Here is a 17,636-nt window from a genome sequence, read left to right as displayed (position 1 = left end):
AATATGTTGCTTCTTTTCTTTTAAATATGTTGATTATTTACTCCCATTCTTTGCGTTTTCCTTATCCGCCACGATCTTTCTCAATCCTGAGCTAGAAAACCGATGATCTCTACTATTGAAATAAAGCTCAATCCCTTTCTCCTCACAATACTGTCTACCTGTAAAGTCCCGATCTATATACTCATCTCCCACAATCCTTACATCCAATTTAAAAGACCTTAGGATATCCTCTAAATCCTGCTCTGTCGAATACGGAACAATTTCATCCACATAAACACATCCTCGTAGCTGAATATATCTCTCCACTACGGTTTGCGTTGGTGCATTCTTTTCTGGTCTGTCCAAAGTTGGATCCATTTGCAGACCACAAATCAAATAATCACATTGGCGTTTCGCCTCTGCGAGCATCATAATGTGTCCTGCATGTAATAAGTCGAACGTACTAAAAGTGATACCTACTCGAGGTCCAGGATTATAATCCTGACGTTTTGCAGCAAAATTCGCTTGCTCACTTTTTTCTATTTCTTTCATATAATTTATTGTTAAGAGTCAAGAATCAATTATTCTCCAATAGCATAATAGACAAAACCTAAATCTTCCAGCTTTTTTCTATCCAACAGCTTCCGTCCATCAAAAACAAAAGCAGGTTTTTTCATATTGTCCTTAATTCTCTTCCAATCGTAGTCATTAAATTCATCCCATTCAGTCAGGATTGCTATTCCGTGTGCAGCTTGGCAAGCTTTGTAAGGATCGTCCATCACTGTCAACAATTCGCTGTTTTCAGATGCTGAACGAGTGTTTAATTCCTTTAAGTCCTTATAAATCTGATGCTCCTGAACTTTTGGATCAAACACATTAATTTGCGCTCTTTCCTCTAATAGATGATCAGCGACATAAATCGCAGCTGATTCTCTTGTATCGTTTGTGTTTTTTTTAAACGCCCACCCCAGAAAAGCAATTTTCTTGCCATTTACTGTATTATACATCGATTGAATAATCTTTTCTGCAAATCTCGTTTTTTGGTGGTCATTGATTTTGATTACTTGATCCCAATAATCGGCAACTTCATTCAGGTTATAAGATCTGGCAATATATACTAAATTTAATAAATCCTTTTGAAAACACGAACCACCAAATCCGACCGATGCTTTCAAAAATTTAGAACCTATTCTAGTATCCTGACCGATCGCATTTGCTACTTCCTCCACATTCGCTCCTGTAGCCTCGCAAAGCTCCGATATGGAGTTAATCGAAGATACCCGTTGCGCTAAAAACGCATTAGCCACTAACTTCGAGAGTTCGGATGACCAAAGATTTGTCGTGATAATTCGTTCTGAAGGAACCCAGGCCTCATAGATTGATTTAAGCGCCTTTATTGCGCTTTGATCCTCTCCTCCGATCAAAATCCGGTCCGGATGATGAAGATCCTGTATTGCGGTCCCTTCGGCCAAGAACTCGGGATTCGAAAGCACTTGGAATTGCAGCCCTTTTCCTGTATGGTCTAATATACTCTTAATAGTCGCTGCCGTGCGCACGGGGATGGTCGATTTTTCCACGATAACCTTCGAGGATGTGGCCACATCTGCAATCTGTCTAGCACAAAGCTCGATAAATTTAAGATCGGCAGCCTGCCCTTTTCCTTTTCCGTATGTTTTTGTCGGCGTGTTTACCGAGATGAATATCATATCGGCATCCGAGATCGCCTGGTCTACATCGGTCGAGAAAAAAAGATTTCTACCTCGGGCCTCACCTACAACCGCATCCAGTCCTGGCTCATAGACAGGTAGTTTTTCAAGGTTCTCGTCGTTCCAAGCATTTATGCGATCCACATTCAAGTCAACTACCGTAACTTGTATATGTGGATTTTTCTGAGCAATAACGGACATGGTCGGTCCCCCGACATATCCAGCGCCAATACATGCTATTTTATTAATTCTCATTCGACGTGCTTCTAGTCTTTAAAATTACCGAAATGATCTTCCTTTTGAAAGAGGATAATCTGCTGTTGAACATTTACTGGCCTTTCAAAGTAGATTTTGATCTGTTTATCCAATAACGATTCCATTTTAGTGCCCAGTTGGGTCAGGTATGCAATATCAACATCTTTTCCCAGTACCATAACTTCAATTGTACCCGAGTCGATGCCTTTCGCATAATCGCCTAAAAGACAAACCTGATCAATATCACCCGATTTTGCTAAGACATGTTCAACCGCTTTATCGATCCCTAAATACTTTCGTACCAGATTCTGTAGCGATTCAAACAAAGGGTGCTGAACATTAGCACGGTAATAAATTCGTTGATTTTCTTGATTTCTGGTTAGGTACCCCGCATCCGTTAGCTGATTTAGTTCTTTTCTCACGGAATTTGTCGACTCGTTAAACTCCTCAGCTATTCCGCGTAAGTATCCCTTATTTGATGCGGAGACAAAAAATTTAATAAGCAATTTTAATCGAGTCTTCGACGTGATCAGCGAATCCAACATGGGTCAGTATTTGAGCAACAAAAGTACTCAACATTTTGAATAAAACAAATAGTTAGGATGGCCGTAGTGTTAAATCTTTGTTATCATAAAGCAAAATCCGACATGCAAACGATTGCTAATCCGATCGAATTTGATCGAATAGTCAACCGTTGTAACATTTACCGCTGGATGTTAATAAAAGTATAATAACCCCGACTAAATTACCAACCTTTTTTTATTAACGTTTTGGTTCACAAAGATTTCTTTGGAAAAATCTTGTAAGGTATAATATGTCGTCTTGAGATATAATATTTTTTTTCCGGCCCTATTGATCACATAACCCTTTACTACCAAACTTTCCTTTTGTTCTTTGTGATTCAACAATGCTTTGTTGCTAATAGAAAATCCTATTGACCTCATGGCGCTCTCGGTCGTTTTGCCAGGAGTCAGGAAAAAATTGAGCTTTTCGAATGCATTTACACGGATATGCTTATTGCTGCTTTGCACATCCGTGATGACAACTTCTTTCACCTGTTCCCCGTAGTTAGGAAGTTGAAAAATAATGCATCCATAATGGGAATTAAAATCCCCATTGTGCTGGTCTAATAATACACTAACGCTTAAGTCAGCATATTTATCGAAATTGCTATAGGTAAGTCTTCTATAGAGATAGAAGAATCCAACAGCTAATGGAATAATTGCGGTTAACACTAAATAATTCATTGCGCCTATATTTACTTTTCTGATTCTCTTCGTAGGAATGGTTCAAATATAGAAGCATTATCCGGTAACTGGAAGTTCCAGGGGGTGGACAAAAGGTGGACAAATAGCTACAAATCTTGTAATTCACTGAAGGCAGCGATTATTTAAAGTGTTGTGTTTAAGATTTTTAATGCAAACCACCCTTGGGATAGGGAAAATTATCACCGGCTTTATACTGCCTCCTGCTTTTTCTTGAGCCGTTGCTTGGCTTTTTTAACAGCATCTATAGAAACCCCCAGCAGATCGCTCATACTTCTGTTGCTTAGGTCTAATTTCATCAAAGCCAATAACCTTAAATCATTTTCCGATAATCTGGAATTAATCGATTTTTGTTCGACGAGAAATCCGGGATAAACGCGGTCGAACACCTGTTTAAATTTTATCCAGCGTTCATCGGTCATAATATGGTTTTCAAGCATATCTCCTATGCTTTCGTTGATCTTTTCCTGATGAGCAGGATCTAAATCATTGCTCAGCCCAATCTCCAGTCTGAGCTGCTGAATGGTCTCGTCGTTCTGCTTAATGGTATTGGTAAACTCTTCTAAGGAATCTCGAAGGACTATCAATTCGTTATCGACTTGATTTTTCTCAAATGCTAAGCGAAGCTGATCCTTTTCCAATAACGCAGATTTTATTCGTTCTTTATTTCTGGACCGATTGATCAACAACACGGCAATCACAAATATCAGAAGCAACAGCATGCCGATCAGCTGGTACTGCCGTTGGGTTTGCTCTTTCTTCATCTCTGCCGCGGCAACGGCTTGATTGTAGCGTTCAGATTCCCATTGCCAATAGATTTTTTGCATCACATCTGGATTCGATTGCTTGGTCAAGCTATCGCTCAGCGCTAAAAACTCATGCAGATGAAGAACTTCCTTCTTTTGATTTCCTTCTCCTTTGGCGATCGTCGCAAATGCTTTGGCTATATCTCGCTTATATTGTAAGAAATAGGGCTTCTCTTCGAGGTAACCTTGAGAGCGAAACAAAGCCTCTTTCGCATGTTGCCATTCCTTTTTCTCTATGTAGATATCTGCGAGCTCGATGTAAGCACGCATCGCGTCCAAAGGTTCATCAAATTTCTCGGAGTAATAAATATTCCGGAGCACCATCTCCAACGATTTGTCCAGATTTCCCCGCTTTCGCTCGATATCGGCTAGGTTACCACTGATAATCCCTACCCACACTGAATCATTGGCATTTACCGCCTCCTGCATAGCCTGTTTGAAATAGCGTTCTGATGCTTCCATTTGTTGATCGCGATTCAGATAAACGCCCACGGCATTCAACATGTCGATACGCTTTCGACTACGCTGCGGGCTGTAGGGTATCGCGGACTGGAGATACATAATCGCTTTTTTGTGATCGCCGATATAACTATAAAAATTAGCCATATAATTATAGTGTAGAGGCACTAGCGGAACTGTCGCCGAAATCACTTGATCCCGGTATTCGTTCGCCCGCAAAAAGTAGGGAAAAGCCTTGGCTATTCGACGGTATGTAAAATAGTAATATCCCCATCGGATATTGGTCAACATCGCTAACTTCTTAGCATTGGATTCTTCCGCTCGCTGTAATGCCCTTTGAAAATAAAAATTGGATCTTACATTGACCTGATCGTAGGCGACCGAAAAAGCATCGGCCATTAGTAAGTAATATGCCCATTCGAGCGACTCGCTTTCAGCCGTTCTTGCCAGATCGATAAGCGGGTCAAGCTTTTGGTGGATCAAAACGGTATCCTGGCCAAAATTAGTCGGCAGGCTTAGCGCTTCTTCCAACATCGCTTGTTCGCCCTTTATCTTTGTTAAATAAGCGTAAGGATTATCCGCCCATAGCCTCGCTATGAAAGAGAAAAAGAATAAATAAGTTAATAATAGTTTAGGTGCGGTTGACATGATACAAATCTAAGTAAAGGCCGCTTTTCTCAAAGAATGATATTTATCACATTTTTAATAAAATAAGGTGAATCATTGCGAATCCATGGCAGCACATATCTTTTTATTAACTCCCTTTTTTCAACGATTAAGTTTAGTACTTCTTTATCCAGCTCGCGAGGCCAATACCCCCTTCTGTATATGGGGCCTCCTATTTATGTTGCCGCAACCATCGTTAGGATGTCGTTTTCCCTAATAATAGAAAATTCAATTCTATAGGCTTTGGCTTTTTATTGTTTCTGTCCACCTATTGTGCGAGCGTCTTGGGCATTCCCATCTTCACAAACACTGTTGGCTATATTTCGATAGAACATAGATGCTAAGGGGCGCATCCTATAATCATCTGAAATTACCTTATAGCGAGAAGGGAAAGGCCATACTCCACTTGCTTGGTTGAGTAGAAACTGAGCCTCCATGTGTATCTACTTCGAGGACGCCTTCCTTGACCTGCCCCAAATAATCGTCGTTTAGGTTTCGAAGTTTGCAGAAAAACTCCCGCCGGGCAAAAAGTAAGATCCTTGTCGTTCTCAATTTGAAACCTTCCCAAAAGCACAACCGTCCGCACATAACCCTAGAGCATGCATTCCACCGGCCAAAATTTCCTGACGGTAGAACCCTTACCCTTTTAAAGTAGAACGATCCTGACCAGAATTATTATTGCACATATTAACGGTAAATCGGCCTGGAACCTAGGGTTGGCAGTTGCCGAACCAAAGCTGATCAGCATAGCTATTTCAGAGACGGTCAGCTGTCTGACACCGCTACGAGCGCGAGTATACGCAGTACACAGAGCACCAGAACAAACACGACCCTGGTACGAAGGAAATCCGGTGCGAAAAAAAGCCTCCGATTACGATAATAACACCCAGCCCCACTAAAAAAGGACATTTTAATCACCTATCCCCCTTATACCAAGATATTTCGCCTGTTCCAATCTTTCCAATATACTTTCTGATGTGATCTTCAGTAACCACGCCACTTTCATCTTCTAAATTGTATTCGAACCTCTTAGTGAATTTATCGTAGGATATGGTTGCGACATAAGAGAGGTTAACATAAATATGCCATAAATTCCCTTGCTTCTCGCGCACCTCAACTAATTTACGCTCGCCTTTGTAATAGAATATATCGCAGATATTTTTATCGAATCGGATAATTAACGCGTTGACAACCGCTTCTTTGAGATCTTCGTCAAGGTAACCTAAAGTGCATTTCCAATGACCATTCTCTTTAGTAAAAACATACAGCGAAACTCCATCTTTTCCGGTCAATACATAATCACGACGGCCTGATCCGCGGTCTCGCACCGTTATCGTTGCATACATTACTCTATTCCGACAATGGATCTCTAATGGTTTCATCACTGCAAGTTTACTAAAAATATTAGCAACATTTCAAATGCTGCCTGCAATCTATTTTTCTATCCATCGGTTTATTTGATATGAAAAGAGAAGAAATACAACGAATTATTGACGATGGCTATCAGATTATACGTGGCGGATCTCCTGCAGTAGCGACAGTCAATCTTTGGGAATACCTTCATTAACAGGACGAAAAAGAGGATGTATCGGTGCTGCCGAACTTGCTTATATGGAGTGATGAGGAGTTGGGGTAAAATCAGAACTAGAGACAGAGCCTAAGTATGAACAGATTTCCAGATAAAGATTTCCTACGAAGAACGCTGGGGTATGCGATAGAATTATCTAATGCAAGTCATGAAGAAAACGTAGGGGAGATATCCATTAGGTACATATTGATGGAGTGGCCTGACCTAATGGCTGAAGGATTAGATAAATTTTGGAAGCGTGATAAAGCGGCACCTGCTAAAAACTAGCACGCATCCTTATGGGATAAAATTGCAAGAATCCGTCAATGAAACGCCCAATCGAATCACGTAATATTGAATTTTCCCTTCCTTAAGGTCTAATACAAACGCAACAAAACCCTTGAAAACGGTGCTTGAGAAACTTAATGTGAGAACGAGATACGGCATCTTAAGCGCCACTGGGGTATGGTAAGGCTTGGATGTCCCCCCTTTGTTATACATTTCTTATCTGAATAACGGCATAGTTCATTTAATATTTTATAGATAATCAGTCATTTATGACTTTATTTTATTAACTTAAATCAAAACTCGTTATTATGGTACTACTTGGCATATTCTCCCAATCAATCATGCTAATTTTTGCGTTGGCTATTATGTATATAGTTGTATTTTCTATATATCACATCGTTACAAACGATAAACTAGATCCATATCAAAAAGTTGTTTGGATAATTGTGATTCTTATAGGTAACATTTTAGCGAGCATAATTTATTTAATAATTCATAATAGAGCGAAGTTTAACGCTAAATGGAAGTTTTAATGCCCGAAGATTGGCGGAGGGTGTAACATTTTTTAAATGCTTGGGACTAACTAATTAAAAATCATATCTGATATGCGACTATTCATTGGAATTTTAAGTATAGCATTAGGCCTCTCTTTGATTATCTTCAACAAGTCTAAAAAAAAACATTTTGGATGGGGAATATTGGGATTTGGTTGCTATTTTCTTTTCTCCGAAATAGGGATCAGTCCTATATAAATAAAGAATATCTCGTTTCTTAATTCCTCAAGATTCAAGAGGCGTTAAACCCAACAGCTTCTTAAAATTTGCCGAGCTTTACGCATCGATTGACAATTACTTCTCTGCGCAACGAAAACCTTTACATGCTGTGTCTTGTTTGGTCTGTGGAATAAACTGCCTAACGGACTCCTAAACATAAAAACAGGCCTCGTTGTAAAACTCGGTGACATGAATTTACTTCGAATAATCTGATAACCTGTAGCTCTCCAGGCTTTTCGCCGAAATTCAACTCAGCAAACGCAACCCCATAGCGCTGCTCAAAAGTTAACTTCCTGCTATTCGTATGAATTAATAATGCATGAGATCTAGGGCATTGCGCTTTGTTATCATTTACAAAACTGAGAGGATGGTAGGTGCCACAATCTATGCTGCAAAACTGGCTCTTAGTGGCGATGCCCATCTTTTCAATGCATCCCTGAAACGCCCATGTTCAATGTCCGTTTGCATATCAAATAGACAATAGTTGATTTTATATTCTTCGTACTAATCTTTTGCTCGTGGTGCCCTAGCTTAGCAATTGACACCTCTTTGAATGGTTCGGTAACTGATTTTTGTTTTACAGATGTTGCCTTCTGAGGAGCCGATGCTTTGTTTGTGCTGAGATCGTCATAGTTGACCATTACTTTAACCTGAGTGGGCTTGCTAACCTCAACCTGCGCTTACTCAGAATAGTGCATCGCCATTCCAAAAATTTCTCTTGCATTTTGCGACATGGCGAAGGACGGTTCTACGTCCCCCCTATAGTGTAGCGGGCACAATCTTAGCAAAGTCAAAAGGAGCTGAAAAGCAGATTGAGGGAACCGATCTCCCCATGGGCGAACTCAGGCTGACTTGATTTTGTGTCGCTTATTACAATTAGAGAGTTCAATATAAAAAAGCGAAAATTTTTGTATCATCGAGATAACGGACGCTAACGAATTTATCCGCTTTATCAAGCTAATGGTTTATGAACAAAACGGAAGGAATTAAAATAATGGGCACACTGTATGAACGATAAAGTTGCTCCGCAATATACTATAAAACCCGCCACGCATTATGGAGAGTTGATGGGTTTAGGGGTAACAAATGATGCAGACAAAAATGCGTGTGAGCCACTACTTAGCGATCCGTCTTACATAATCATAATAGGCCCCTTTTTTTTCGTTTATATCTCTCAGCACACTTTCTTTATCGACCAGACCTTTCAAAATTGCGATTTCTTCTAAACAAGCGACCTTTAAAGAGGTCCTCTTTTCGATGGTCTTAATAAACTCAGTTGCCTCAGAAAGGGACTCATGTGTACCGGTGTCGAGCCATGCAAATCCGCGCCCCAGCCGCTGCAGGTGTAATTTATTTTGTTGTAAAAAAGACTGATTGACATCTGTAATCTCCAGCTCACCCCGCGCTGATGGCTGGACTTCCTTAGCAACCTGGATGACTTTGTTCGGATAAAAATAAAGACCGACCACAGCATAATTCGATCGCGGCGTCGTCGGCTTCTCCTCAATGCTCAGCACTTGGCCATGCTGATCAACCTCCACCACACCGTAACGTTCAGGATCCTCCACGAAATAACCGAAAACCACGGCCTGCTTCTGCTGGCAAACTTTGGCCTTGGCATCAAGCAAAAGCTGCTGCAGGCCTGCTCCATAGAAGATGTTATCACCAAGGATCAAACATACATCTTCATCCCCGATAAACTCTTCACCAATGATAAAGGCTTGCGCTAATCCATCCGGGCTTGGTTGTTCCGCGTAGGAGATGGAAAGCCCCAACTGAGCACCTGCGCCAAAAAGACGTCGAAAATTCGGCAAGTCAGCTGGTGTGGAAATAATCAATATTTCGCGTATACCGGCCATCATCAAAACCGATAAGGGGTAATAGATCATCGGCTTATCGTACACAGGCAACAATTGTTTAGAAACCACCTGGGTTAAAGGATGCAAACGCGTTCCCGAGCCACCTGCTAAAATTATTCCTTTCATGTTATTGATCTATTTACCTTTTTTCATGGTTCCGCTCTGCCAGCATTTCTTTCAAGCTGGCTTCCCACTGCGGTATCTGAATCCCAAAAGTAACTTTTATTTTTGATTTATCTAAGACAGAGAACTTTGGGCGACTAGCAGCGGTTGGGTATGCGTCACTGGACACAGGCTTCAACAAACATGTGAATTCTAACTCTTTCTTGATGGCCATGGCGAATTCATACCAAGATAATTGCCCTTCATTTGCGTAGTGGTAAATTCCTGGCACCCATGTTTCACCATCGATGATGTGTTTTACGACTTCGGCAAGATCCTTGGCATAGGTAGGACTGCCTAGCTGATCGTCCACAATGGACAGCTCCTCCTTTTCCGAAAACAGTCGAAGCATTGTCTTTACAAAATTATTTCCATACCAAGAATATACCCAGGAAGTTCTTATGATAATGGCATTGGGGTTCTCCTGGAGAATAGCCATTTCTCCCAAGGCTTTCGTCTTCCCGTATACATTGATCGGACCTACAGGATCTTCTTCTCTCCATGGCCGACTGTTCTGTCCGTCGAACACATAGTCCGTAGAGATGGAAAGGAAATGGCAGCCAGCGCGCTCCGCATACATGGCTATCTCTTTCACGGCGAGATGATTGACGAGGTTAGCCGTCTGGTACTCTTCTTCTGCTTTATCCACCGCGGTATACGCAGCAGCGTTGATGATATACTGCGGCTCGTAAGCCGCTAGTCGCGACTGAATCTGATCGACCTCATCTAGAGGAAGGAGCTGTCTATCTAGGAACACGCTATGGTATCGGTTAGAATTTTCCAGTAAAACCTTCAGCTCTGAACCCAATTGCCCGCCGGAGCCAATCAACAAAACAGTTGCTCTAGGATGCTGGTCCATCATTGATTTATTGGGTTTAAGTAAGGTAATTGTTGATCTTTTTCGGAGATAATCATGTCTCTGAACGGAACCTTCCAATCGATCGCCAAGGTTGGATCATCATATTTTATTCCTATTTCTGACGCTTTATTATAATAATTATCGCATTTATAGAAAAACTCCGCAAAGTCGGAGAGCACAACAAAACCGTGCAAGAAACCACGTGGAACATAAAGCTGCCTTTTGTTTTCTGCCGAAAGCAGGACCGCAATATGTTGCCCAAACGTGGGCGAAGTATCGCGGAAATCAACCGCTACATCCAGCACTTCGCCTTGCAGAACACGTACTAGTTTTGCTTGTCCATGCTGGCCGGCTTGGGCGTGCAGCCCCCTTAAGACGCCATAGCTCGAGAACGATTGATTATCCTGCACAAAACGCACCTGCTGTCCGATAGTCTTGGAAAAGGTCAGTTCATTGAACGACTCAAAGAAATATCCTCTTTCATCACCAATGAGCTGAGGCTCGATAATATAACACCCCTGCAATGCTGTCGCTATAGCCTTCATAAATTAAATTCTTCTTTTATTTTGAATAATGTTCCACGTAATACCGCTGATATTCCCCGGATGTGACTTTCTTGAGCCATTCCGTATTGCTGAGATACCAGTCGATGGTAGCAGAAAGTCCTTCTTGGAAAGTCACCGATGGTTTCCATCCAAGTTCAGCATTAATCTTGGTAGCATCGATCGCGTAGCGTATGTCATGCCCCGGACGATCTTTAACATACGTAATTAAGCGTTCCGATGTTCCCGCTTCCCGCCCCAACTTTTCGTCCATCTGCTTACAGAGCTCTTTCACTAAGTCAATATTTGTCCACTCGTTGAACCCTCCAATATTGTAAGATGATGCATTTTGACCTCTGTGGAAGACCAAATCAATCGCTCGTGCATGATCGATAACATACAGCCAATCCCGTGTATATCGGCCATCGCCATAAATGGGCAAAGGTTTATTCTGTAAAATGTTGGAAATGCAGAGTGGTATCAACTTTTCAGGGAAATGATTCGGCCCGTAATTGTTAGAACAATTGGTAATCACTATGGGAAGTCCGTAGGTGTCATGATAGGCTCGGACGAAATGATCCGAGGATGCTTTCGACGCTGAATAAGGAGAATGAGGATCGTATTTAGTGTCCTCAGTGAATAGTCCATGCTCACCTAGCGCTCCAAATACTTCATCGGTAGAAATATGATGAAAGCGCTTCCCTTCAAAATCGTCCCAAAGGGATCGCGCTTCCTCCAATAGATTTACCGTTCCGATTACGTTCGTATTGACAAACGCTAAGGGGTCGGAAATTGATCTGTCCACATGTGACTCGGCCGCTAAATGGATAATTCCCTCAGGGCGATGTCGCTCGAACAGTTCGCGTAATCTCGGACGGTCGGTTATATCTACCTTCTCAAAAATATAGTTGGGTGCATCCTCAACGTCTATTAGATTTTCCAGATTTCCAGCATAGGTCAACGAATCCACATTAACAATTTTGTAATCAGGGTAGTTAACGACAAACTGGCGAACAACATGGGATCCGATGAATCCCGCGCCCCCCGTTATCAGAATGGTCTTATTCATGTTGACAAAATAAAGAAAATATAAGGAATTTCAGGAAAAAGTCTTTCAACAAAACCTCCATGTTCTTCCCGAGCAGAGCTGTAAGTTCTCGATTGACATTTGGATACACACGCTTACAAAAAAAGAGCCTCAAAGGGCTCTTCATTACTTCTTTTCTGTATAATCAGAGACGTCGCGTCAGCCACAAGGCTACCTAACGAGCCTTAAGCAATTTTTTTTTCCTGTACCGTTTCGAACATAGTCGCATTCTTAATAGGACAATCGCGTAGCAATTCTCGAACATCATACTTCAAAACTACCCCTTTCAGGGCTTCTAAGTGCCTGGTATGGTGCATATCAGTGCCGACAAAATCGTACATTCCCGCACGAATCAATGTTAGCGCCGCAGTTTTTACCTGCTCTCCGTAGTATTTACTGATCGATAGTAAGTTGAGTTGCAGCAGACAACCTGCATTCTTAATCTCTTGGAAGATCTTAAAGTTATTATGATAATAATTATAGCGTTCTGGGTGTGCTAATATGGGTTGGTATCCACGTTCCAGTAAATTCTTAATCGTTGCAAATAGTCCTTTAGATTCCGAGAGATAGGACATTTCGATCAACACGAACTTATTGGGCATCGAACAGAGCTGATCACCTGTCATGATCGCATCCAACTGATCATCGATCATGTATTCGGCGCTGTAGTTCAACTCGAAATCGATATCATTATCCCTCAATGCATTTTTTAAGGAGCGATGAGCCGCTTGAATAGTATCGGGGGTGTTGTTATGAACGCCGTACATGACATGTGGTGTGGAGACTGACTTATGGATACCCAAGTCTTTGAGTCCCTTGATTAATTCGATAGACTGCTCTACATCGGGACTTCCATCGTCGATACCGGGCAATAGGTGGTTATGTATATCCCAAGTAATCCAAGACAACTTATTTAGGTACGTTTTTTCGTTTTTTGTTTTTCCTCCGAATAAATTATTCCAAAATCCCATAGCGTTTTCTTATAAAATCTTTCGAGTCAACAGGCAGACGCCTCAAAGTTAACTTATTGTGAAATTAACTTTAAATCTTTAGTAAGAGAATACGATGAATGTAAAATAAACGCTACAGCAACTACTAAATTAAAGGAGAACCTTCTCTTTCTAAGGATTCATAGACCTGTTTGACATCTTGTGCACGCGCTCTGTCCAGCACCAGTACTGCATCGTCCGTGTTGATCAACATGCAGTTCGAGAGACCGACGAAAGCCGTGTACTTATCCGTCCCTACAACAATGTTGCCACGATCATCAACGGGATGCCCTTTTTCTTTAAAATAGGCGTACAACGAATCGAAGGCACCCATGTCGGACCATCGGAATTTTGCAGGGACCACCTTAATCAAGTCGCTTCGCTCCAATACCGCATAATCGATGCTCTTCGAGGGGATTTGCAAAGAGTGCTCCTGATCCAGCACGAGATTGTCGGCATATTCGAATGCGGTTTCCGCAGCCGTATATAGCTTAGGTTCGAATCGCATCAGCTCTTCCAAGAACACCCCCGCTTTGAAGCAGAAAATTCCAGAATTCCACAGGAAGGATTCCTTTTTTAGGAAATCGCGCGCCGTTTCTTCATTGGGTTTTTCCCGGAAAGACAATACGGTATTGCCCTCATGCTCAATATAGCCGTAACCCGTTTCTGGCCGTGTTGGGATAATGCCAAAGGTAGCGATATAACCTTCCTGAGCGAAAACAATCCCTTGGTTGATCGCTTGTTGATATTCCTCCTCCCCTTCGATCAGGTGGTCCGATGGCGTCACAATCAGGATATCGTCAGGTTCCGCATGGAACGCAGCAAAAGCGATTGCTGCTGCCGTATTCCGTGGGGCCGCCTCAGCGATTACATCGCTATTAAAGTTACGTAAATACGGTTCAGCAAGATCTTTATTTTGAATAGACCCTACCAGCGTTACTTTGGACACCAGCGGATGATTCCGCTCCACGGTGAGCTCGAACAGGCTCTTACCGTCAAAAATCGGCAAATACTGCTTCGGTTTCGACTTTCTGGAAAGTGGCCACAACCTTGAACCAACACCTCCAGATAATACCACATTGATAATTTTACTCATGATTAACCGATTTTTAAATTGTTTTTTACTAGATCTTTCCTCAGGTACAGCTCTGCCGTAGCTCGGGCATCGGACAATGCATCATGGTGCTGTAATGTAACGCCCATGATCTGACAACAAATACTCAGCTTAGTTCTTTCGAAACCTAAGGCACGATATATTTTACTGGTACATTCCCACATTGGTGGGAGCGCCAAGTCCTTATACGACAAGTTGTAAAACGCCATCGTCTCTTTAAGTACCGAGCGGTCCAACAATTCATCATGTGCCACCATAGCCTGTCCCTGTAGTAAACCATCGATCTGCGGAAAAAGTTCGATAAAAGTAGGTGCACTTTCGGTGTGTTTCGGCTTGATGCCGTGCACCCGGGAAGTTTGCCACATATATTTATTCTCTGGTGGTCGAACCAAGCTGTAGAATTCGTTAGCGATGATTCCATCAACGACATTCACAATCCCCACTGCGCATACGCTACTGTATTTCGCGGTTGCTAATTCAAAATCTATACTTGTAAATGTATTTGACATGCTTATTTTTTGTAATCACTTTTTGTTAATATCCATATTTTCCCTTCCAGCGTTCCCTTAGAGCCTGACGCAATTTCTCCTCTGAAGCGTTTTTCCCAGGTTCGTAGAGTGTAAGGCCACGCAGCTGATCGGGCATATATTCCTGATCGACAAAGTTTCCAGCAAAAGCGTGGGCGTACTTATAGCCTGCTCCGTAATCCAGCTCCTTCATCAATTTCGTCGGGGCATTTCGCAAATGCAGCGGAATAGAAAGATCTCCAGTCTGCTTGACGATTGCCTGCGCTTTATTGATGGCCTCATAGGCAGCATTGCTTTTGGCAGAGCTGGCCAAATAAGTTACTGTTTGCGAGAGAATAATTCGGGATTCCGGCCAGCCGATCACATTCACCGCTTGAAAACAGTTGTTTGCCAAAAGCAACGCATTCGGGTTTGCATTACCGATATCCTCGGACGCTAAGATCAATAACCGCCGGGCAATAAACTTAGGGTCTTCACCGCCCTCGATCATCCGGGCCAGCCAGTACACCGCCGCGTTCGGATCCGAACCACGGATGGATTTGATGAATGCGGAAATGATGTCATAGTGCTGTTCACCGGACTTATCGTAGCGAACGCGATTCTGTTGTACATGGCGCGCTACAAAATCGTTAGTGACAGCCTGTTTTGAATGGCTCGCCGCCTGGCTGACCAACTCTAAAATATTTAGCAGCTTTCGGGCATCGCCACCAGATAGCTGCAGCAGTGCTTCGTATTCCTGAATTTCAATATGCTCGCCACGAAGGAATTCGTCTTCCACGAGCGCTTTATCAACGATATGCACCAAATCGTCTTTTGTTAACTCCTCCAGCACATATACTTGGCATCGAGAAAGCAAGGCAGAGATGACCTCGAACGAAGGGTTTTCTGTTGTCGCGCCAATCAGCGTCACGGTTCCACGCTCCACGGCTCCCAGCAGCGAATCTTGCTGCGATTTAGAGAATCGATGGATCTCATCGATGAAAAGAATGGGCTGCTCCTGATTAAATTGTTTCAATTGTTCGGCCTTCTCAATCACTTCCCGTACCTCCTTCACACCGGACTGAATTGCGCTCAAGCTGTAGAATGGTCGATCCAAAGCTTTGGCTACCAACAAGGCTAGTGTCGTTTTGCCCACCCCTGGAGGACCCCAAAAGATCATCGACGGAATGAGCTGCTGATCGATAGCATTTCTGAGGACCGCACCCTCTCCAATTATATGCTTTTGGCCGACATAATCTTCGAGCGTTCGCGGACGCATACGTTCAGCCAAAGGAATTCTCGTTGTCATAGAAAAACAAAACTATCGATTTTTGCTGGTAACGGCAATTCCCGAAATGATCAGGCTGAGCGATGTCCCATAATGTGGCGAAAAATTGACCGTGACCACAGAATAACACATCGAGTGAAAGATTCTGACGTTTAATCGACAGTTCAAATTATGAAATCTAAATAGAATTGATAATTTTGATAAAAAGCAATTTAAAGGATGTTTAACAAAGTGCGTGTGCAATTGGTCTGCGGGCTGATAATTTCGATGAACGGGCTGAAGGCCCAAAGTGCTGCTGAGCTACTGGATCCCGCGGGCTTCGTTACAAAGTACAATACCGAGTTCAAAGGTATTGGTCCTCGGGTATATGTCCTACCTGCTCCCAGAACCAAACAGGAGGTTCTGGTAGACTCTTATAAAGAGAAAACCAACTTCTACGACTCCATTGCCCGTCAGTTAGACTACCAAAACTTAGTGGAGGAGTTTCAGCTAACTTCCAACGCTGCATTTCTAAAGCAACAGTTCCAACCCTATCCAAGCAGCCCTGAAAAGTGGACCGAACTGATTAACTCATTAAAAAAGAACAACAACACGCAGCTTGCAGTGGGTTTGACGAACCAGTATGCGCTAGAAACGATCAAGCAAAAGGACGTGAAAAAAGCGATTAGCATTTTGGGGGATGCGTTAGCCTTGGTTCAAAACACTGCATTCCGTGACGATGCTAGTGTGGTTCAATTCAATCTTTCCAATGCTCATTTGTATCAGGGAAGCTATGCGCATGCCGATGCCCTTCAAGAACAGTATCTGCAGCGAGCAGTCAACGACAAAAGTAATATTGACCAAGCGAATTCCTTGGTTCGAGTAGCGTTGATAAGAGCTTACCAAAAAGAATATCAAGCTGCCGAAAACAGTATCATTCGTCGGGCAATTCCGCTCTACAATAAAATGAAGGATGCCCAAGGCAAGACCAAAGCTTGGATCCAGTTAGCAAAGATCTACCAGATCCAAAACAAACATACCGAAGCGCAATGGTTTTTGATTCAAGCCCGAGAACTGGCTCGCTCACGTAATTTTAAAACGGACCTGCCAGAGATCGAATATATGCTGGGCTACTCCAAGTTTATACAACAGAATTATCGGATCGCAAAATCCGAATTAGAGCACGCGAAAACACTAGCGGATCAGGAAAACAACAAAGTGCTGCAGCTTGCCATTCACGATAAGCTTGGCGAGATCGACATGATAATGGGCAACTACGACGATGCTGCCGAACATTTGTCCCACTACTGGAAATTGCGCAAAGAACTATTCTAGGGAGCTTACCTCGTGCCGTTTAACCCTTTTATGCGTATCCGGGCCAACCTATTTTCTTAAAAAGTGTTAAGAATGAAAACAGTGGGACGATAATTGAGTATTGAAATGATAATTTTACGGAAGCCCTTCCATCTTTGATTCAAATTTTGACT

General features: G+C 42.5%; 18 protein-coding genes. 3 read left to right on the top strand and 15 right to left on the bottom strand.

What is annotated here, in order from left to right; translation table 11 throughout:
* Positions 1-33 precede the first annotated feature (33 nt).
* The 7 genes from DSM08_RS00835 to DSM08_RS00805 form a co-directional block, all read right to left on the bottom strand.
* Positions 34-531, bottom strand: coding sequence for an adenylyltransferase/cytidyltransferase family protein (locus DSM08_RS00835; RefSeq protein ID WP_149524357.1), 498 nt, complete (start codon positions 529-531; stop codon positions 34-36).
* Between the two features lie 29 nt (positions 532-560).
* On the bottom strand, positions 561-1,940 hold the full coding sequence (locus tag DSM08_RS00830) for a nucleotide sugar dehydrogenase (RefSeq protein WP_149524356.1): 1,380 nt from the start codon (positions 1,938-1,940) through the stop codon (positions 561-563).
* A gap of 11 nt (positions 1,941-1,951) precedes the next feature.
* Entirely contained in the window at positions 1,952-2,485 is a 534-nt protein-coding gene (locus DSM08_RS00825; RefSeq protein WP_149524355.1) for a winged helix-turn-helix domain-containing protein, read from the bottom strand.
* Between the two features lie 195 nt (positions 2,486-2,680).
* Complete coding sequence (locus DSM08_RS00820) at positions 2,681-3,187, bottom strand: hypothetical protein (RefSeq protein ID WP_149524354.1); 507 nt, start codon at positions 3,185-3,187, stop codon at positions 2,681-2,683.
* A gap of 209 nt (positions 3,188-3,396) precedes the next feature.
* A complete protein-coding gene (locus DSM08_RS00815) occupies positions 3,397-5,118 on the bottom strand; it encodes a hypothetical protein (RefSeq protein ID WP_149524353.1) in 1,722 nt (573 codons plus the stop codon).
* 269 nt (positions 5,119-5,387) lie between these two features.
* Positions 5,388-5,573 carry a hypothetical protein gene (locus DSM08_RS00810; RefSeq protein ID WP_149524352.1) on the bottom strand — a complete coding sequence of 62 codons (186 nt, stop codon included), beginning with the start codon at positions 5,571-5,573 and terminating at the stop codon, positions 5,388-5,390.
* Between the two features lie 477 nt (positions 5,574-6,050).
* Entirely contained in the window at positions 6,051-6,518 is a 468-nt protein-coding gene (locus DSM08_RS00805; protein ID WP_149524351.1) for a hypothetical protein, read from the bottom strand.
* 281 nt (positions 6,519-6,799) lie between these two features.
* Here DSM08_RS00805 and DSM08_RS00800 point away from each other — a divergent pair, with 281 nt between their 5' ends.
* Together DSM08_RS00800 and DSM08_RS19400 are read left to right on the top strand one after the other, a co-directional pair.
* Positions 6,800-6,991 carry a hypothetical protein gene (locus DSM08_RS00800; RefSeq protein ID WP_149524350.1) on the top strand — a complete coding sequence of 64 codons (192 nt, stop codon included), beginning with the start codon at positions 6,800-6,802 and terminating at the stop codon, positions 6,989-6,991.
* 308 nt (positions 6,992-7,299) lie between these two features.
* On the top strand, positions 7,300-7,524 hold the full coding sequence (locus tag DSM08_RS19400) for a PLDc N-terminal domain-containing protein (RefSeq protein ID WP_149524349.1): 225 nt from the start codon (positions 7,300-7,302) through the stop codon (positions 7,522-7,524).
* 1,355 nt (positions 7,525-8,879) lie between these two features.
* Here DSM08_RS19400 and rfbA read toward each other — a convergent pair.
* From rfbA to DSM08_RS00755, 8 genes are all read right to left on the bottom strand, one after another.
* Positions 8,880-9,749 carry a glucose-1-phosphate thymidylyltransferase RfbA gene (gene rfbA, locus DSM08_RS00790; RefSeq protein ID WP_149524348.1) on the bottom strand — a complete coding sequence of 290 codons (870 nt, stop codon included), beginning with the start codon at positions 9,747-9,749 and terminating at the stop codon, positions 8,880-8,882.
* Between the two features lie 13 nt (positions 9,750-9,762).
* Positions 9,763-10,647 carry a dTDP-4-dehydrorhamnose reductase gene (gene rfbD, locus DSM08_RS00785; protein ID WP_246172381.1) on the bottom strand — a complete coding sequence of 295 codons (885 nt, stop codon included), beginning with the start codon at positions 10,645-10,647 and terminating at the stop codon, positions 9,763-9,765.
* A complete protein-coding gene (rfbC, locus tag DSM08_RS00780) occupies positions 10,644-11,189 on the bottom strand; it encodes a dTDP-4-dehydrorhamnose 3,5-epimerase (protein ID WP_149524347.1) in 546 nt (181 codons plus the stop codon). The genes rfbD and rfbC overlap by 4 nt, the downstream gene beginning before the upstream one ends.
* A 16-nt stretch (positions 11,190-11,205) precedes the next feature.
* Positions 11,206-12,255: a dTDP-glucose 4,6-dehydratase gene (gene rfbB / locus DSM08_RS00775; protein WP_149524346.1), complete on the bottom strand. Its 1,050-nt coding sequence runs from the start codon at positions 12,253-12,255 to the stop codon at positions 11,206-11,208.
* Positions 12,256-12,458: 203 nt separating this feature from the next.
* Positions 12,459-13,244 (bottom strand): tyrosine-protein phosphatase, encoded by a 786-nt coding sequence (locus DSM08_RS00770; protein ID WP_149524345.1) that lies wholly within the window; start codon positions 13,242-13,244, stop codon positions 12,459-12,461.
* A gap of 124 nt (positions 13,245-13,368) precedes the next feature.
* The gene (locus tag DSM08_RS00765; protein WP_149524344.1) at positions 13,369-14,358 is read right to left on the bottom strand and encodes a mannose-1-phosphate guanylyltransferase; all 990 of its coding nucleotides are present in this window, start codon (positions 14,356-14,358) and stop codon (positions 13,369-13,371) included.
* A 2-nt stretch (positions 14,359-14,360) separates the two neighbouring features.
* A complete protein-coding gene (locus tag DSM08_RS00760) occupies positions 14,361-14,885 on the bottom strand; it encodes an exonuclease domain-containing protein (RefSeq protein ID WP_149524343.1) in 525 nt (174 codons plus the stop codon).
* Positions 14,886-14,910: 25 nt separating this feature from the next.
* Positions 14,911-16,191: a replication-associated recombination protein A gene (locus DSM08_RS00755; RefSeq protein ID WP_149524342.1), complete on the bottom strand. Its 1,281-nt coding sequence runs from the start codon at positions 16,189-16,191 to the stop codon at positions 14,911-14,913.
* 198 nt (positions 16,192-16,389) lie between these two features.
* Between DSM08_RS00755 and DSM08_RS00750 the strand changes: the two genes are divergently transcribed.
* Positions 16,390-17,484 carry a tetratricopeptide repeat protein gene (locus DSM08_RS00750; protein WP_149524341.1) on the top strand — a complete coding sequence of 365 codons (1,095 nt, stop codon included), beginning with the start codon at positions 16,390-16,392 and terminating at the stop codon, positions 17,482-17,484.
* Positions 17,485-17,636 lie beyond the last annotated feature (152 nt).

Origin of the sequence: Sphingobacterium hotanense, from assembly GCF_008274825.1 — a bacterium.
In the GTDB taxonomy this organism is placed as follows: Bacteria; Bacteroidota; Bacteroidia; order Sphingobacteriales; family Sphingobacteriaceae; genus Sphingobacterium; species Sphingobacterium hotanense.
This window is presented reverse-complemented; position numbering and strand designations above follow the sequence as displayed.

What these genes read in the sequence shown, in the direction of transcription:
- DSM08_RS00835 (WP_149524357.1), bottom strand. Translation starts at nt 531, where the DNA reads ATGAAAGAAATAGAAAAAAGTGAGCAAGCGAATTTTGCTGCAAAACGT.
- DSM08_RS00830 (WP_149524356.1), bottom strand. Translation starts at nt 1,940, where the DNA reads ATGAGAATTAATAAAATAGCATGTATTGGCGCTGGATATGTCGGGGGA.
- DSM08_RS00825 (WP_149524355.1), bottom strand. Translation starts at nt 2,485, where the DNA reads ATGTTGGATTCGCTGATCACGTCGAAGACTCGATTAAAATTGCTTATT.
- DSM08_RS00820 (WP_149524354.1), bottom strand. Translation starts at nt 3,187, where the DNA reads ATGAATTATTTAGTGTTAACCGCAATTATTCCATTAGCTGTTGGATTC.
- DSM08_RS00815 (WP_149524353.1), bottom strand. Translation starts at nt 5,118, where the DNA reads ATGTCAACCGCACCTAAACTATTATTAACTTATTTATTCTTTTTCTCT.
- DSM08_RS00810 (WP_149524352.1), bottom strand. Translation starts at nt 5,573, where the DNA reads ATGGAGGCTCAGTTTCTACTCAACCAAGCAAGTGGAGTATGGCCTTTC.
- DSM08_RS00805 (WP_149524351.1), bottom strand. Translation starts at nt 6,518, where the DNA reads ATGAAACCATTAGAGATCCATTGTCGGAATAGAGTAATGTATGCAACG.
- DSM08_RS00800 (WP_149524350.1), top strand. Translation starts at nt 6,800, where the DNA reads ATGAACAGATTTCCAGATAAAGATTTCCTACGAAGAACGCTGGGGTAT.
- DSM08_RS19400 (WP_149524349.1), top strand. Translation starts at nt 7,300, where the DNA reads ATGGTACTACTTGGCATATTCTCCCAATCAATCATGCTAATTTTTGCG.
- rfbA (WP_149524348.1), bottom strand. Translation starts at nt 9,749, where the DNA reads ATGAAAGGAATAATTTTAGCAGGTGGCTCGGGAACGCGTTTGCATCCT.
- rfbD (WP_246172381.1), bottom strand. Translation starts at nt 10,647, where the DNA reads ATGATGGACCAGCATCCTAGAGCAACTGTTTTGTTGATTGGCTCCGGC.
- rfbC (WP_149524347.1), bottom strand. Translation starts at nt 11,189, where the DNA reads ATGAAGGCTATAGCGACAGCATTGCAGGGGTGTTATATTATCGAGCCT.
- rfbB (WP_149524346.1), bottom strand. Translation starts at nt 12,255, where the DNA reads ATGAATAAGACCATTCTGATAACGGGGGGCGCGGGATTCATCGGATCC.
- DSM08_RS00770 (WP_149524345.1), bottom strand. Translation starts at nt 13,244, where the DNA reads ATGGGATTTTGGAATAATTTATTCGGAGGAAAAACAAAAAACGAAAAA.
- DSM08_RS00765 (WP_149524344.1), bottom strand. Translation starts at nt 14,358, where the DNA reads ATGAGTAAAATTATCAATGTGGTATTATCTGGAGGTGTTGGTTCAAGG.
- DSM08_RS00760 (WP_149524343.1), bottom strand. Translation starts at nt 14,885, where the DNA reads ATGTCAAATACATTTACAAGTATAGATTTTGAATTAGCAACCGCGAAA.
- DSM08_RS00755 (WP_149524342.1), bottom strand. Translation starts at nt 16,191, where the DNA reads ATGACAACGAGAATTCCTTTGGCTGAACGTATGCGTCCGCGAACGCTC.
- DSM08_RS00750 (WP_149524341.1), top strand. Translation starts at nt 16,390, where the DNA reads ATGTTTAACAAAGTGCGTGTGCAATTGGTCTGCGGGCTGATAATTTCG.